General features: G+C 65.6%; 13 protein-coding genes. 6 read left to right on the top strand and 7 right to left on the bottom strand.

What is annotated here, in order from left to right; translation table 11 throughout:
* Positions 1–61: 61 nt before the first annotated feature.
* Complete coding sequence (locus ACWA1Q_RS14790) at positions 62–505, bottom strand: SRPBCC family protein (RefSeq protein WP_463758462.1); 444 nt, start codon at positions 503–505, stop codon at positions 62–64.
* Between the two features lie 8 nt (positions 506–513).
* Positions 514–1980, bottom strand: a complete 1467-nt coding sequence (locus tag ACWA1Q_RS14785) for a phytoene desaturase family protein (protein ID WP_463758460.1) — start codon at positions 1978–1980, stop codon at positions 514–516.
* A gap of 206 nt (positions 1981–2186) precedes the next feature.
* Between ACWA1Q_RS14785 and ACWA1Q_RS14780 the strand changes: the two genes are divergently transcribed.
* Positions 2187–3143 carry a phosphodiesterase gene (locus ACWA1Q_RS14780; RefSeq protein ID WP_463758458.1) on the top strand — a complete coding sequence of 319 codons (957 nt, stop codon included), beginning with the start codon at positions 2187–2189 and terminating at the stop codon, positions 3141–3143.
* Between the two features lie 89 nt (positions 3144–3232).
* Here the strand turns inward: ACWA1Q_RS14780 and ACWA1Q_RS14775 are convergent, their stop codons facing one another.
* Entirely contained in the window at positions 3233–4948 is a 1716-nt protein-coding gene (locus tag ACWA1Q_RS14775; protein ID WP_463758457.1) for a stealth family protein, read from the bottom strand.
* Between the two features lie 209 nt (positions 4949–5157).
* A complete protein-coding gene (locus ACWA1Q_RS14770) occupies positions 5158–5496 on the bottom strand; it encodes an NAD(P)-binding domain-containing protein (protein WP_463758455.1) in 339 nt (112 codons plus the stop codon).
* Between the two features lie 19 nt (positions 5497–5515).
* On the opposite strand from ACWA1Q_RS14770, the gene ACWA1Q_RS14765 reads away from it, so the two are divergent.
* The 4 genes from ACWA1Q_RS14765 to ACWA1Q_RS14750 all read left to right on the top strand — a co-directional run bounded on the left by ACWA1Q_RS14765 (position 5516) and on the right by ACWA1Q_RS14750 (position 8023).
* A complete protein-coding gene (locus tag ACWA1Q_RS14765) occupies positions 5516–6013 on the top strand; it encodes a MarR family winged helix-turn-helix transcriptional regulator (RefSeq protein ID WP_463758453.1) in 498 nt (165 codons plus the stop codon).
* A gap of 35 nt (positions 6014–6048) precedes the next feature.
* A complete protein-coding gene (locus tag ACWA1Q_RS14760; protein ID WP_463758452.1) occupies positions 6049–6651 on the top strand; it encodes a DNA alkylation repair protein in 603 nt (200 codons plus the stop codon).
* A 118-nt stretch (positions 6652–6769) separates the two neighbouring features.
* Positions 6770–7321 (top strand): type 1 glutamine amidotransferase domain-containing protein, encoded by a 552-nt coding sequence (locus ACWA1Q_RS14755; RefSeq protein ID WP_463758450.1) that lies wholly within the window; start codon positions 6770–6772, stop codon positions 7319–7321.
* 279 nt (positions 7322–7600) lie between these two features.
* Complete coding sequence (locus ACWA1Q_RS14750) at positions 7601–8023, top strand: hypothetical protein (RefSeq protein ID WP_463758448.1); 423 nt, start codon at positions 7601–7603, stop codon at positions 8021–8023.
* Positions 8024–8038: 15 nt separating this feature from the next.
* On the opposite strand, the gene ACWA1Q_RS14745 is transcribed toward ACWA1Q_RS14750, so the two are convergent.
* Complete coding sequence (locus ACWA1Q_RS14745; protein WP_463758447.1) at positions 8039–8587, bottom strand: pyridoxamine 5'-phosphate oxidase family protein; 549 nt, start codon at positions 8585–8587, stop codon at positions 8039–8041.
* A gap of 151 nt (positions 8588–8738) precedes the next feature.
* On the opposite strand from ACWA1Q_RS14745, the gene ACWA1Q_RS14740 reads away from it, so the two are divergent.
* Positions 8739–9392 carry a 4'-phosphopantetheinyl transferase family protein gene (locus ACWA1Q_RS14740; RefSeq protein WP_463758445.1) on the top strand — a complete coding sequence of 218 codons (654 nt, stop codon included), beginning with the start codon at positions 8739–8741 and terminating at the stop codon, positions 9390–9392.
* Here ACWA1Q_RS14740 and ACWA1Q_RS14735 read toward each other — a convergent pair.
* Both ACWA1Q_RS14735 and ACWA1Q_RS14730 read right to left on the bottom strand, forming a co-directional pair.
* The gene (locus ACWA1Q_RS14735; RefSeq protein WP_463758443.1) at positions 9337–10680 is read right to left on the bottom strand and encodes a M1 family metallopeptidase; all 1344 of its coding nucleotides are present in this window, start codon (positions 10678–10680) and stop codon (positions 9337–9339) included. The genes ACWA1Q_RS14740 and ACWA1Q_RS14735 overlap by 56 nt on opposite strands.
* Positions 10677–14639 carry a Pls/PosA family non-ribosomal peptide synthetase gene (locus tag ACWA1Q_RS14730; protein ID WP_463758442.1) on the bottom strand — a complete coding sequence of 1321 codons (3963 nt, stop codon included), beginning with the start codon at positions 14637–14639 and terminating at the stop codon, positions 10677–10679. Before ACWA1Q_RS14730 ends, ACWA1Q_RS14735 begins: the two co-directional genes overlap by 4 nt.
* Positions 14640–14983 lie beyond the last annotated feature (344 nt).

Genomic DNA, 14983 nt, shown 5'->3' with positions numbered 1-14983 from the left:
AACACTGAGGGTTTCCGATGCAGTGAGCAGCATCCTGTGGCGACTCGAGGGTCGACAGGCCTCAGTTTGCGGTTGCGCCGCCCTCGGCGAGGTAGGCGAGGCGCCGCAGCGTCTCGGTGTTGCGTGCGTGCAGCATCGACTGCCGCAGCGGAGCGGGAATGAACCGGCCGGGTCCGCGCACGGCGTCCTCACCAATGCGGACGACACATCCGTCTTTGCGGGGTTTTACGTCGATGGTGACGTGCGCTTCGCCGATTGGCCAGCCGCGCGCCTTGACCTTCATGTGCCGTGGTGGATCCCACTCGAGCACCGAGGTGGAATCGTTGATCAGCATCGGCCAGATGCCGAAGGAATGGAAGAGTGACGAGCCCTCGCCCGGCCAGGCCGCGTCGACGTCGCGCATCCGGGAAGCGCCGACGACCCAGCTCGGATAGAGCCAGCCGTTCGCGAGGACGGCGAAGACTTCTTCAGGTGTCGCCTCGATGAACCGGTAGTTGACGGACATGGGTTCTCCTACGGTTGCGGAACGGAATCGGGAGCGAGCGAAGGGGCCGTCGTCATGCCGAAGACATCCTTGAGGGCGAGAAGGGCGGCGTTCCAGCCGGGCAGGCCGTGCACGCCCGGGCCCGGCGGAGTCGATGACGAGCACAGGTAGACCCCGTCGAGCGGCGTGCGCCACGGCTGGAGTGATGCAACCGGGCGGGCGAGAAGCTGGCGGATGTCGACATCGCCCGCCGAGATGTCGCCACCGATGTAGTTGGGGTTGTATCGCTCGTACTCGACGGCGGTCTTCGACGCCGACGCGAGGATGACGTCGCGGAAGCCCGGAGCGAACCGCTCGATCTGGCGCGTGATCGCCTCGGTGCGGTCCTGGGTAGAGCCCGACGGTACGTGCGTATACGCCCACAGCGTGTGCTTACCCTCGGGAGCACGGCTCGGGTCGAAGGTGCTCGGTTGTGAGACGAGGACGTACGGGTTCTCCGGATGCTTGCCCTGGGCGACGTCGTGTTCGGCCTGTGCGATCTCGGCGCGGGTGCCGCCGAGGTGGAGCGTTGCGGTGGCGGCGAGGTCGGGGTTTGCCCACGGCACTGGGCCGGACAGGGCGAAGTCGACCTTCGCAACGGCGTTGCCGTAACTGAATCGGGACAGGGCGCGGGCGTAGCTCGCGGGGAGCCGGTTGCCGGCGATGCGCTCGAGGCCGCGGGCGCTCGTGTTGAACATCACGGCGCGGCTCGGCGGCAGTTCGCGCAGGCTCGTGACCTCGTGACCGGTGATGATCTCACCGCCGTGGGCGACGACATCCGCCGCCATCACGTCGATGATGCCCTGGCTCCCGCCGACCGGGATCGGCCAGCCGTAGACGTGCGCGTACGTCGCGAGAACCAGGCCGGCTGCGGCGGACGAAAAACTGGGGAGCGGGCGGATCGCGTGTGCGAGAACACCGGTGAGCATCGCCGGAGCGACGTCGTTCTTCCAGCGGGCGTTCCACAGGGGGCTGCCCTGCTCGAGCGCACGCAATCCGAATTTCGCGAGCGTGATCGGATGCTTCGGCACGCGGAACAGCGACGTCGACGTGAACTGCCCAACGGATTCGGCATGGTCGGCGAGTGGTTTGAAAAGATTCCGCCACGCCCGGCCGTCGTCGCCGAGGCCATCAATTGTGCGATCGAGTGAACGCCAGGCGAGGCCGGCGCGCCCGCCGTCGAGCGGGTGACCGTAAGCAAGCTCGGGAGTGACGAAATCGAGCCGGTCGGTGAGGCCGAAGCGCTGGAAGAACTCGGACGCGTATGCCATCGGGTGCACGGCGGAACAGATGTCGTGGTGGAAACCGGGCAGGGTGACCTCTGAGGTCCTGGAACCCCCGCCAATGGTGTCTTCGCGCTCATAAACGCGCACGGAGACACCGGCGCGGGCGAGGGTCACGGCGGCAGCGAGGCCGTTCGGGCCGGACCCGATCACGATTGCATCTGGCGAAGTCATTGCTCGAAGTATGGCAGCCGCCCGCGACGCGGAGCGACCCCCTTGACGGCTTGTGCGGGTGCGGCTCGTCCGTGCGGGTTCGGACTGTTTTGGTATCGATCTGACACCCGGCATTCACGAAACGTTCAAATTCACCTGATCGAATAGGGACTGCGAACTAGGGTGTTACCGAAGAAGCTGCACCGCCAAGCCCGATTGGACGGATTTTGACTACGCGCACGGCTGAGTACCCCAGGCCGGATCACTTCATACTTCACATCAGCGACACGCACCTGCTTGCCGGAGGCAACAAGCTTTACGGCCAGGTAGACAGCGAGACGCACCTCAGGCAGGTTTTCACCGAGCTTGAGGCCTCCGGGGGTCGCCCCGAAGCCATCATCTTCACCGGTGACCTCGCCGACCGCGGCGAACCCGAGGCATACGAACGACTGCGACGCATCGTTGACCCGGCCGCGAGCCGCCTCGGCGCTCGCGTCATCTGGGTCATGGGAAACCACGACAACCGGGAGGCGTTCCGCGCCGGGCTGTTCAACGAGGTTCCGACCCAGCGCCCGGTCGACCGGGTGTACGAGGTCAACGGGCTCCGCATCATCACGCTCGACACGAGTGTGCCTGGGCACCACTACGGCGAAGTGACGAGCGACCAGCTCGACTGGCTCGCCGAGGAACTCTCCGTTCCTGCGCCGGACGGCACGATCCTCGCCATGCACCACCCGCCGGTACCGAGCGTGCTCGACCTCGCGGCGAGCGTCGAACTCCGCGACCAGAAGGATCTCGCTGAGGTGCTCGAGGGTACCGACGTGCGCAGCATCCTCGCCGGTCACCTGCACTACTCGTCGACCGCGACCTTCGCCGGAATTCCGGTGTCCGTGGCGTCTGCTACCTGCTACACCCAGGACCTCACGGTTCCGGTCGGCGGAACCCGCGGTCGCGACGGTGCCCGTGCGTTCAACCTCGTGCACGTCTACCCGAACACGGTGCTGCACTCGGTGGTGCCGCTCGGCAGCTTCCCGACGCTCGACTACATCGACGCTGACGAAAGCGCTCGCCGGCTCGACGCCCTGGGCGTACGGTTCGACGACGCGAATGGTTTCGTGCAGCTCGACATCGACCCGGCGGAGTCACACTCGCCGCCGACGGAGTCGATCCCGGTCCTCATCTGAGCCGTTCGAGCTCGATACGCTAGTTCCCGCTACTCGATCAGCGGGAATGGTCGGTGACCGAGTAGCGACGGAGGAGCGTATCGAGGTCCCTAGCCGGCATCCGTCGCGGCGACGTCAGCACCGTGCACAGCGACCTCGGTCTCCCACGGTGCGGGGAACGGGAAGTAGTGCTCGAGGAACTCGGTGACCGCCTGGGTGCGCTCCTCGACCGAGATCTCGGGCCTGGATCCGTCGTTGAGGCAGAACATATCCTGGTCGCGGCGCTTGAGCAGCCGCTCCATCGACGGCAGCGCCGACCGAAGCGTGGTCTCGATGTACTTCACCCGCGCGTTCGTCTGCACGACAGCTCGGCCGGTCATGAGCGCGTAGTAGTGGTAGAGCGAGTTCGTGACCGAGATGTCGGTTGCCGAGCGGAACCGGCTCGCGGCTGTGCGCTTGAAGTCTTCGGGGAACTCGTTCTCGAGCTCCTGCAGAACGCTTCGACGCATGGGAGCGGCGGAGTGCTCGAGGTGCCGCGTGGTCACCTTGCCGAATCGCTCGCGCAGCAGGTTCCGGTTGACCCGGGCGGCGTTCTCGTAGCCGCTGCGTGACGGGTCGCTCTCGCCGAGGCCGATCCGGGTGGATGCCTCGACGAACTTGGTGATGCCCCCTGGCGAGAAGAACACGTCCGGCGGCACAGGCCGGCCGAAGAACATGTCGTCGTTCGAGTAGAGGAAGTGCTCGGCGAGTCCATCGATGTGGTGCAGTTGGGCCTCGACGGCGTGCGAGTTGTGGATCGGCAGAACACTCGTGTCGGCGAAGTGGTCCTCGCTCCGCACGAGCGTGACCGATGGATGCTCCGCGAGCCACTCGGGGCGCGGCGAATCGGTCACGATGAAAATGCGTCGTACCCACGGGGCGAACATGTACACGCTGCGAAGCGCGTACTTCAGCTCGTTGATCTGCCGGAACCGGGCCTCGGAGTCGTCACCGTCACCGACGACGTAGCTCTGCATGCGCTTGGCGCGGGCGCGCTGGAACTCGGCGCTCGAGCCGTCGACCCAGGAGAACACCATGTCGATGTCGAAGCTGACGTCGCTCGCGAGGTCGGCGAACATGTTCTGCAGTGTCGGCCAGGACTGGCCGAACATCTCGACGGTGTCTTCGAGGGCTTCGGAGCGCGGCAGCCAACGTCGCATCAGGGCGTTCTCGACCGGAGCGGTGATTTCGTCCTCGCCGAACTTCCACAGCTCGAGCTGAACGGCGGTGTCCGGTCCGTAGCGAAGGCGGCCGATCGGCTCGATCCGCGGCCGATAGAGACGGAACACGGATGCCTTGCGGAACGTCGTCAACGCACCGTCCGCGAGGAGCGCCGACGGAGCATCCGCTCGCTTGGATCGTTTGCCGGAGTTGATGGCCTCGGGGTCGAGGCGCTTGGCGTAGAAGGGCTCGTTGCCGTAGGCGTTCGCGAAGGCGGCGTCGAGTTGCTTGCGGCACTTGCGGTCGACGGCGAGAACGAGGGTGTCGCCGCTGCCGCGGACCAGGAGGTAGGGGATGCCGTTGCGTTCGAGGATTCCGCGCAGGGAGAGCAGGTCGGTGATCATCGACTCACGCGGGGTGAGGTGGCCGTTGATGAGCGTGTACTCGCCCTTGCGGAGGACGACGTCATCGCGGGTGAAGCGTTTGGCACGCGCGCCGTTCGACAGCAGAACGAGTTCGGGGGCATCACTGATGATCGGCATCGACGCGGTGATCGGGTCGTCACGGCGGAACGCGTCAGCTGACGCCTCTGTCTGTGTCGCGTGATGCTTGTTAACTGATGTCATAATCGCCACCCTTCCCGAATGGTCGCCCCTCGGGGCGTGAGATGCGCGTCGCTGAGCGCCAGCGGTGCGATGGAGATCGGCGCTGCTTGCTCATTGTACGGGCGGCGCCTGAACATGAGAGATCGTCGACCCTCCGTGGTAACACGGCGCGACAAAAGCCCCGGCCCGCCGGAGCGGATCGGGGCTTTTGAGTTCGTGCAGGAAAGGCTCTACTTGACGAGTGCGAAACCAGCGGTCCAGGAGATCTTTCCTTTGGCGGCGAGGGTTAGCTGGAGGAAGCCGATCGACTCGAGTTCACGTGCGCGCTTGAGCGAACCGGCGTCGACGGCCTGCAGGTCGCCGCCCTCGATGATCGCGGCGAGGGTCGTCTTGGCGTCAGCGTCGTCACCCGCGAGGAGCACGGTGGTCTTCTGGTCGCCAACGGTGCCCGTTGCGAGCGTTCCAGCAAAGGTGGTGTTGAACGCCTTCACGACGGAGGCCGCGGGAACCTGCGCGGCGATCTCGCTCGCTGCTGAGCCGTCGCTATCGCTTATTGGTTGTAGCGTCAAGTATTGCTAGACTGGGGTCATGACTGACGTGCGCTGGCTCTCTCCCGACGAACTGCAGGCGTGGAAGAAATTCGTCGCCGTGGTCGAATTACTGCCCGGCGTGCTCGATTCCCAGCTGCAGCGCGACGCCGAACTCAGCCACTTCGAGTACTTCGTGCTCGCCATGCTGTCTGAGGCGCCCGACCGCACCCTTCGGATGACGGGGCTCGCCTCCGCGACCAATGCGACTCTCCCCCGCCTCTCCCACGTCGTCTCCCGACTGGAGAAGCGTGGGTTCATCGAGCGCGTCGCGTGCGCTGAAGACCGCCGCGCCACGAACGCGCGACTCACGGATGCCGGACTCGAGAAGGTCGTCGACACGGCCCCCGGCCATGTCACGACGGTGCGCGAGAACGTCATCGATCCGCTCTCCGACTCCGACATCGCAGACCTCGATCGGATCATGGGGCGGATGCTCGGCACGATCGACCCGGAACACCGCTTTAATCCCACCGGGCTGGCAGAGTCTGGCGTCTGACCTTTCCTCGACCGGTTGAACGCGAGAATGGTGGAATGAGCGAGGCCGGCGAGTTCATCGATGCTGCCCTGCAGCGCGAAACCGCGTGGACCCCGCCCGCCGACGACCGCGAGGCGAGTGGGCTTTCGTCCTACGGGGCATCCGTTGGTGCCGTCCGCGGCACGGTTCGGGATGCGTCACGCAAGTTCCGCGGGATGAGTCACGATGAGGTCACCGCGCTCGCGAGTGAACTGTGGAGTGTTCCCGTGTTCGAGCGCCGACTCGCGGCGGTCGTGCTCCTGCAGGCGCATGTCGGTATGCTCGACAACTCCGACCTCACACGCATCGAGGGTTTCATCCGGGACGGTCGGGTGCGGTCCCTTGTCGATCCGCTCGCGACGGACGTCGTCGGCCCGATGATCGAGCGGCTGGACGACGTCGGCCGTGGCCGTGCGCAGGTGGCACTCGACCGCTGGATTGCCGAAAACAATGTGTGGCTGCGCCGCGCTGCGATCCTCGCCCCGCTGCGGTCGTTGCGTTCGGGAACGGGCGACCCGGACCGGTTCGCCCGCCAGGCCCGTGCGATTCTCGCCGAACCGTATTCGAGTGAGGTCGTCAGCGAGGCGATCGATACGGTGCTCGACGCGCTCGCGACCTGACCCGGTGGCTGGGCGACGGCATCTGTTCGCGGGTGGTTAGTAGTTCGCCGCCCGATGCGTCAAGGCCCCGCCGCCTGTCGAGCCCCGCGCGTAGCGTGGAGGAATCGAAAGGAGCAACATGTCAGAAACGCTTTCAGGCAAGAAGGTCGCCTTCCTCCTCACGGACGGCTACGAGGACTCCGAACTCACGAGCCCCTGGCAGGCGGTGACGGATGCCGGTGCGAGCGCCGTTCTCGTCGCCCCCGAAATCGGAACCCTCACGGGCAAGAACGGGCACACCCAGCAAGTCGACATCACGGCCGCAGAGGCAACGTCGAACAACTTCGACGCTCTCGTCCTCCCCGGCGGCGTCGTGAACGCCGACCACCTGCGGATGGACGCCGCCTCGGTCAAGCTCGCGCACGCGTTCTTCGAGGACCACAAGCCCGTCGGGGTGATTTGTCACGGCGCGTGGCTGCTCATCGAGGCGGACGTGGTGCGGGGCCGTGAGCTCACGAGCTACCCGAGCCTCAAGACCGACCTCACCAACGCCGGCGCCAACTGGGTCGACGAAGAGGTCGTCGTCGACAGCGGACTCGTGTCGAGCCGCACCCCCGATGACCTGCCTGCGTTCAACGCGAAGCTCGTCGAGGAGATCGGCGAGGGCGAGCACGAGGGCCAGACGCCGTAGTTTCTTGCGCCCGCGTGTTCTGCGCGGGTGTTGCGGCGACGCGCGGGTGATACGTCACCCGCGCGTCGCCGTTTAACCCGCGCGTGGCTTGCTACCGGCGGATGACCTTCGTGATTCGCATGTGGGGTGGTCGGTCACGAGATTCAGCAGGTGGTCGGGGATGTTCGCGGTCATCTGTAGCACGTAAGCGATCTTGCGCGACTTGTCCACAGGCATCCGTTTGTCCACACAAGAGGGATGCCGCGGCACGCTCCTCGGTGCGTCATCACCATGGAGGGCATGACGAAAATCAGCGCCGAAACGGCGGCAAATGTCCCGCTCATCTCGAACGAACTCATCGAGCAGCGGGTCTCGGATCTCATCGGCCGGGCATGCCGGCGTCAGTTATGGCTGCTCTTCCTCGACCAGGAGAACCGGCAGCTTCCGCTGATCATGCCGATGGCCGAGTACCCCGAGTCGCCCGGCGGCGGCAAAGCGAGGCAGCTCGCTGCTGCCATGCGTGAGATCGTCGACGCGGCCAAAGCGGCACGGGTGATCCTGGTGTGGGAGCGATACGCGGGCGAGTTCCTCACCGAAGCCGACACTGCCTGGGCGCGGCAACTGCACCGCGCCTGCGTCACCGAGGGGATCGAGGTGCGGGCACAGTTGCTCAGTCACAAACGCGGCGTGCGGTGGCTCACCGCCGACGACTATCTGGTGTGAACGAAATGACCCGGTTTAGAGGTCCACCGACTTGTTCTCGCCGACATCCGGCTGCGAACGGGTGACAACAGCTTTGGCGATCTTGAACGCTGTCACGACTCCGGGCTCGTTCGATGCCCAATACTCGGCGGACTCAGCGGTGACCTTGATCAGCGCAACGGTGGGGTCATCCTTGCCCTCGGGGAACCACGCCTCGACGGCGGGTGTCCACAGTTCGTCGACCTTGGCGCGATCGTGCACGATGGATGCCGTTCCGGCGACGGAGAGGTAACCCTTTCCGGACTCGAACGCCGCGTTCACCTGCGGGTTGGCGTGAATGTCGTCAACCTTTGAACTCGGGTCCTGGGTGAAGAACCAGAGGTCACCGTCGAAATCGACCTCCTGGGTAGCGAGCGGGCGGCTGTGCAGGTGACCACTGGTGGTGATCGTGGTGAGAAGAGCGATCTTCGCCGACTTCACGAGCGCGGCAATGGTCTTCATGTCGTCATCATCGGCTGGGATGAAGGTGTCCGTCTGGGCGGTGGTGGTTGCGGGGGTTGCGATCTCGTCGTCACTGAAGGTCATGAGTGTCTCCTTTTCGGTGTCGCCCGCGCGGCAACGAAAGCCGGGCGGTTCTAGCAACGTACGCCGGGGCATCCGTCGCTCTCTACCGGGTTGACAGCACGGCGCCGCTGCGGCGGCGGAGCCGTGGCGTTGGGGCAGCGAGAATGAACAGGTGACTCCTTTGCAGATCAGCGACGAAACGTGGCTGAGTTCGGCCCAGCCGGGCAGCCTGGCCCGGCAGGAGAAACACGCGCTCGATATGCTCTCCCCGGCCGAGCGGATGCGATTTCAGGCGACCGCGTCGGCGTCCGCCCGCGAACGTCTGCTTTGGGGTCGGATGCTGCTTCGTAATCTGGTCGCCGAGCTGACCGGCGACCGCCCGGCCGATGTGAAGATCGAGGCGCGCTGTGCTGAGTGCGGTGGTCCGCATGGACGCCCGAGCCTGACCACCCCGCAGGATCGGATCCCGTTCAGCCTGAGCGTATCGGCGTGCCCCGGTGTCGTCATCGTCGCGGTTGCCAGAGGCCGCAGCATCGGAGTGGACGTTGAGCCTGTCGTGGGTTCCGGCCAGCGCGGATCGGCAATAATCGACCTCACCGGTACCACGACCGACCCGCTCCGCCACTGGACTCGGGTCGAGGCGGTTCTCAAAGCCGACGGGCGCGGACTGCGTGTCGATCCGGCCCGCGTGAAGGCGACCCATGGCCGAGCGAATCTCGACGGTGTCGGCTACCAGCTTTTTGAACCCGAGGTCGACACCCGTTTCGTCGTTACCGTCGCGCTCGGCCCGTCTGCAGAGAGGGAAGCGGCGGAAGGTCGGTGCTGAACACCCAGGACTCGAACAGTCCGTCGAGCGGTGCAGGGCTGTAACGGGACGCGTGAGCGCAAAAATCATCGGTGCTGACCGTTCCGTGCCGATGCTCGGAAGTCCACTCATGCAGCATGGCCAGGAATTGGTTCTCGCCGAGCACCGCACGCAGGGCGTGCAGGGTGAGCGCTCCCCGCTTGTAGATGCGGTCGTCGAACATGTCGGCGGGACCGGGGTTCGCGAGCACGATGTTCTGGGGAAGGCCGCTCAGCGCGGTGTGAAAGCGGCGGGCGAGTGAATTCGCCGACTCCTTCCCGGAGTGCTCCGACCAGATCCACTCGGCATAACAGGCGAAGCCCTCATTGAGCCAGATGTGCTGCCAGGCGTCGACGCCGACACTGTTGCCGAACCACTGGTGCGCGAGTTCATGGGCAACCAGTCGCTCCTCCCCACCCAGACCATCGATATGGTTGGCCCCGAAAATCGCCATTGACTGCGCCTCGAGGGGGATCTCGAGGTCGTCCGCGGTGACCACGGCCGTGTAACTGCCGAACGGATAGGGTCCGAATGCGGACGTGAAGAATGCCATCATCGTGGGAAGGGCGGCGAAGTCCGCGTGGACCCTGGATTGCAGTCTGCGTGGGTATGCCAACAGGCCTGGCACCCCGCCCAGCGAGATTTCCTCGACCGAGTAACGACCGATCTGGACCGTCACCAGATACGTCGACGTCGGCTCCACCTGTTCGTAATGCCAGGTGCCCCGACCGGCCGAGACGGTGTGAGTGGTGAGCGCACCGTTACAGATCACCGTGAAGGCCTGTTCGGTGGTGACGCGGATGCTGTAGGTCGCCTTGTCGGCGGGGTGGTCGTTGCACGGGAACCAGGTGGGCGATCCGGTGGGCTGTGATGCGACGAGGATCCCGTCCTCGAGCTCCTCCCACCCGACCAGCCCCCACTGGCTGCGGCGTGGAGCGGGCGACCCGGAGTACTCGACACCGACGGTGAACGTCGTGCCCGGAGCGATCGGGACGGCGGGAACGACGGTTAGTTTTCCGTTCGACTGGCTCTTGCCGGCCTTTCGACCATTCACCGTCACACGAGACGCCTGGAGCCTGGTCAAATCGAGACTGAACCGCGCCAGCGACTGCTCAGCGACCGCAGTGATTGTTGCCGTGGCACCCAGCCGGTTCGTCGCGGTTCGGTACCGGAGGTCGAGCTCGTAATGATGGACGCTGTACCCGCCGTTGCCGCTCGACGGCGTGTACGGATCGCCTGCACTGCGGGATCCGTTGCGTGTCGCCGTCATCGGTTCCCGGCAGTGAGATAGTTCCGGACGGTGACATCACGCCACGGACCAATCGGGTTGCCGCTCCACCGTGTGCCGGTGGGGACAACCTCACCACGCATGACGAGCGACGCGGGGCCAACCGTCGCGTGCGCCGCGATTCGCGCCGCGGGAAGGATGACGCTGTGGGGCCCGAGGGTTGCCCCTTCGTCGAGTGTGACGGTGTCCATGCTCATGATTCGATCATGAAACAGGTGCGTCTGCACAACGCAGCCCCTGTTCACTGTCGCTCCGTCCTTCAAAGTTGCCAGATCGGACTCCGGCAACCAGTACGTTTCACACCACACTCCTCGTCCGATCGACGTGCCCATGCTGCGCAACCACCAGACGAGCGCGGGGGTTCCCGTAGCCGCATTCGCGAACCAGGGAGCGGCAAGCATCTCGATGAAAACGTCAGACACTTCGGTTCGCCACACGAACGACGACCAGAGCGGATGCTCCGTCGCGCGCATCCGGCCGACGAGCAACCACTTCGCGGCGGTCGTTATCGCGGCGGCAATGGCTCCGGCACCGATCATGACGACCCCGCTGAGTAAAACGGCCCACCAGATCCCCACCAGATCAACGAGCAAAGCCATCAGGACGAGCACCGTGAAGCCGAGGCCGACCGTCACAAGCACGGGTACCAGGCGGCCGAGTTCCCAGAGCGTCCTGGCGAGTCGCAATCGAGCGGGCGGGTTGAAGGTCAGGTTGTCATCCGCAACGGCGACAGTGCGTCGCAAGCGTACGGCCGGGGATCCCAGCCACGAGGACCCCGCCTTCGACTTCGGGGGCGCTGAGGAGAGCACAGCGATCAGGCCGTCTTTCGGAACCTTGTGGCCGGCAGGGACGATTCCGGAGTTGCCGATGAAGGCCCGTTTGCCGATCTCGATCTTCGCGATGCGCAGCCAGCCGCCACCGAGCTCGTACGGAGCGATCATGGTGTCATCGGCGAGGAACGTTCCGTCTCGCACCGTTGTCATCGATGGGACGAGGAGCACGGTGGATGCCTCGACGTCCTTCCCGATCCTGGCCCCGAGCATCCGCAGCCAGATGGGCGTGAACAGGCTCGAGTAGAGGGGGAACAGGAGGGTGCGGCTGAGGTCGAGCAGTCGCTCGATGCTCCACACCTGCCAGCCGGTCCGGCTGCGCACGGCGAAGGTCCCTTCGCGAACGGCGATCCCGAGCAACCGGACGAGTATGACAACGAGGCCGGCGAGCACGAAGGCGGAGAGGAGAGTCGCCGGGATGAGCACCGTGAAACCACGCACAAAGACCTCGGCCAGCGACTCAGACGAGCGGATGGCGACAGCGATGAGCAGGAATCCCGCGAGCAGCGAGACGAGCGGCAGTGCGGCGACAACGATCGAGGTGACCGCGTACGCGGCGACCCACCGTGTGTTGCGTGGTGGCCGTTCCCGCGGCCACCAGAGCCGTGCCTTGCCGGTCCGTTGCGCGGGCGATCCGGCCCACAACTGTCCGGAAGGGACCCGCCCGAAGACCGCGGATCCCGGCGCAATTTCGGCGTCCCGACCAATCTTCGTCCCGGGCAGGAGAGTGCTGCGGGCACCGACCGTGCTGTTCGCTCCGATCCGAATCTCACCGATCCGGACGATGTCACCGTCGATCCAGTACCCGGCAAGATCGACCTCGGGTTCGACAGAAGCTCCCGCCCCGATCCGCAGCATCCCGGTCACCGGCGGAAGGGTGTGAAGCTCGACATCCGGGCCGATCTTCGCTCCAAGAGCACGCGCGTAGTAGCTGATCCAGGGAGCGCCGGAGATACTGACCGCACCGACTTGCTCGGCGACTTGCTCGGCCAGCCACAGGCGGAGGTGAATCCCACCCCCGCGCGGATAGTTCCCCGCATGAAGACCGGTGAGGAGAAGACGGGCAGCCACGACTGAGATACCCATCCGGCCGAAGGGAGTCGCGAATACGAGAAGGGCGGGCAGTAGCCACCAGAGCGGAGCCGTTGGCAGCACATCGAACCCGCCAACCTGATCGAGGACCGAACCGGCAACGAGAATGTACAACAGCCAGCGGGTTCCCGCGAGGATCTGGAGTGGAGCAGACAGGACCGTCTGCAGCACCTGCATGCGACGCGGCACCGGAGTGACCCGGTGGAACTCGTGGGCCGCTCGGGGGGTCTCGGGCATCCGAGATTCGAGTTCATCTGCCATCGCACCGAGTCGGGGGTGGGTATAGATGTCTGCGACGGTGAAACCGGGGTCGTCCTCGCGGATGGCGCTGACGAGCTGGGCTGCCGCGAGCGATCCACCTCCGAGGTCGAAGAAGTTGGCCCCGCTGTCGGTGACCGGAAGCCCCAGCACTGCCTGCCAGCGTGTCGACAACCGGGCCTGCATCGGGGTGAGTCCTGACGCGTTCTCACCCGGGTCAACTCCGGGGAGCGGCCAGGGCAGCGCGGCTCTGTCGATTTTGCCGGAGGTGCGGGTGGGCAAAGCCTCTACTTCAGCAAGCAGCGGAACGAGTGCCGTCGGCAGTTCTTCCCGGAGCCGGGCGAGAGCCTGCGAGCGATCAAACACAACACCGTCGCTCATCGCGACGTAGCCGACCAGGACCTGGATTCCGGCATCCGTTTCTCGAACAGCGACTGCTGACCCAGCCACGCCGTCGAGGGTTTGCAGTGCCGCCTCGATCTCACCGAGTTCGATCCGGCGACCGCCGACCTTCACCTGGTCGTCGGCGCGCCCCTGGAACACAAGGCCCGCACTCTCGAACCGGACGAGGTCGCCGGAGCGATAAGCGCGATCCCAGCCGAGCCCGGCGTGGGGGGCGTACTTCTCGGCGTCCTTGACCGGATCGAGGTAGCGGCCGAGGCCGATCCCGCCGATGATCAATTCGCCCACCTCACCCTCGGCGACACGAGTACCGGTGGCGTCGACCACGGCCAGGTCCCAGCCGTCGAGGGGAAGACCGATGCGCACCGGACCGATTTCACCGAGCGGGGCGGCACACGACACCACCGTTGCTTCTGTGGGGCCATAGGTGTTCCAGACCTCCCGCCCGTCGACGGCGAGCCGGGCGGCGAGTTCCGGTGGGCAGGCTTCACCTCCGAAGATCAGCAGGCGAACGTTCTCGAGCGACTCGGTCGGCCACAGCGCGGCGAGAGTCGGCACCGTCGACACGATGGTGATACCGCGCGCTGTGAGCCACGGCCCGAGGTCCATTCCCGTTCGCACCAGCGCCCGCGGGGCGGGGACGAGGCAACCGCCGTTGGCCCACGCAAGCCACATCTCTTCGCATGACGCGTCGAAGGCCACTGACAGGCCAGCGAGTACCCGGTCGCCGGGACCGATCGGTTCTGCGCGCAGAAACAAGCGAGATTCAGCGTCGACGAACGCCGCGGCCGACCGGTGTGAGACGGCGACTCCCTTCGGTCGCCCGGTTGAACCAGAGGTGAAGATGATCCAGGCGTCGTCATCCGGCCTGGGCGGTTCGACAATGGGCTGGCTGTGCGTGCTCGCGTGTGGAGGGAGCGCGTCGAACAGCGGATCGACGACATGGTCGGCGGCGGGGGAATCGCGCGCGATGAAGGCACCATTCCCGGTGATGACCCCACACACGTTCGCGTCTCCGAACACCATGTCGGCCCGCTCGTCTGGATCGTCGGCATCGACCGGAACGTAGGCTGCTCCCGCGGCGAGCACCGCGAGGATCGCGATGTAGAGCTCGGAGGACCCAGAGGGCATTCGGATGCCGACCCGGTCACCTCGACGAACCCCGTCGGTGCGCAATCGCGCGGCAACCCGAATGACGCGAGCCATGAGCTCGCGATAGCTCAATGCTCCGTCTGCATCCTCGATCGCTGATGCCTCTGGATGCCGCAGCGTCGTAGAGCGGAGAACGTCGAGCAGAGTTCGTTCCGGAGGGGTCTGCGAGACGCCCAAAAGTACAGCCTGCCCGGAATCGCCGCTCATCAGTTCATTCCGTTCAGTAATTCGGGGCACAACCGGGTCGCCCGGAAGCCGCGCTCACGCTAATCGGGCTAAGGAAACAACAGGTGAACGGCCCCGCCGTTTCGTGCCTCCCCTAGGGCTGAGAGTCGACGAGCTTCTGCAGGTCAGCCTTGTTGAGGCGGGAGTAACCGGTCAGGCCAGCCGCTCGCGCCCGGAGCCGCAGCTGCACGATCGTCGGCTGAGCGACGCCGGTTGGCGACGAGGGGTGCGTCTCCTGCGTCTGTGGTGCCTCCGGCTGCTCCGTGGGGCGCGGAGCGGAGCGACTGGCATTGTTGGAATCGGAGCGGGAGAATCATCCGCCTCAA

This window comes from Mycetocola sp. TRD_SC_2, assembly GCF_055361225.1.
Note: the sequence above shows the minus strand (reverse complement) of the source record. Positions and strands in the feature narration are given on the sequence as shown.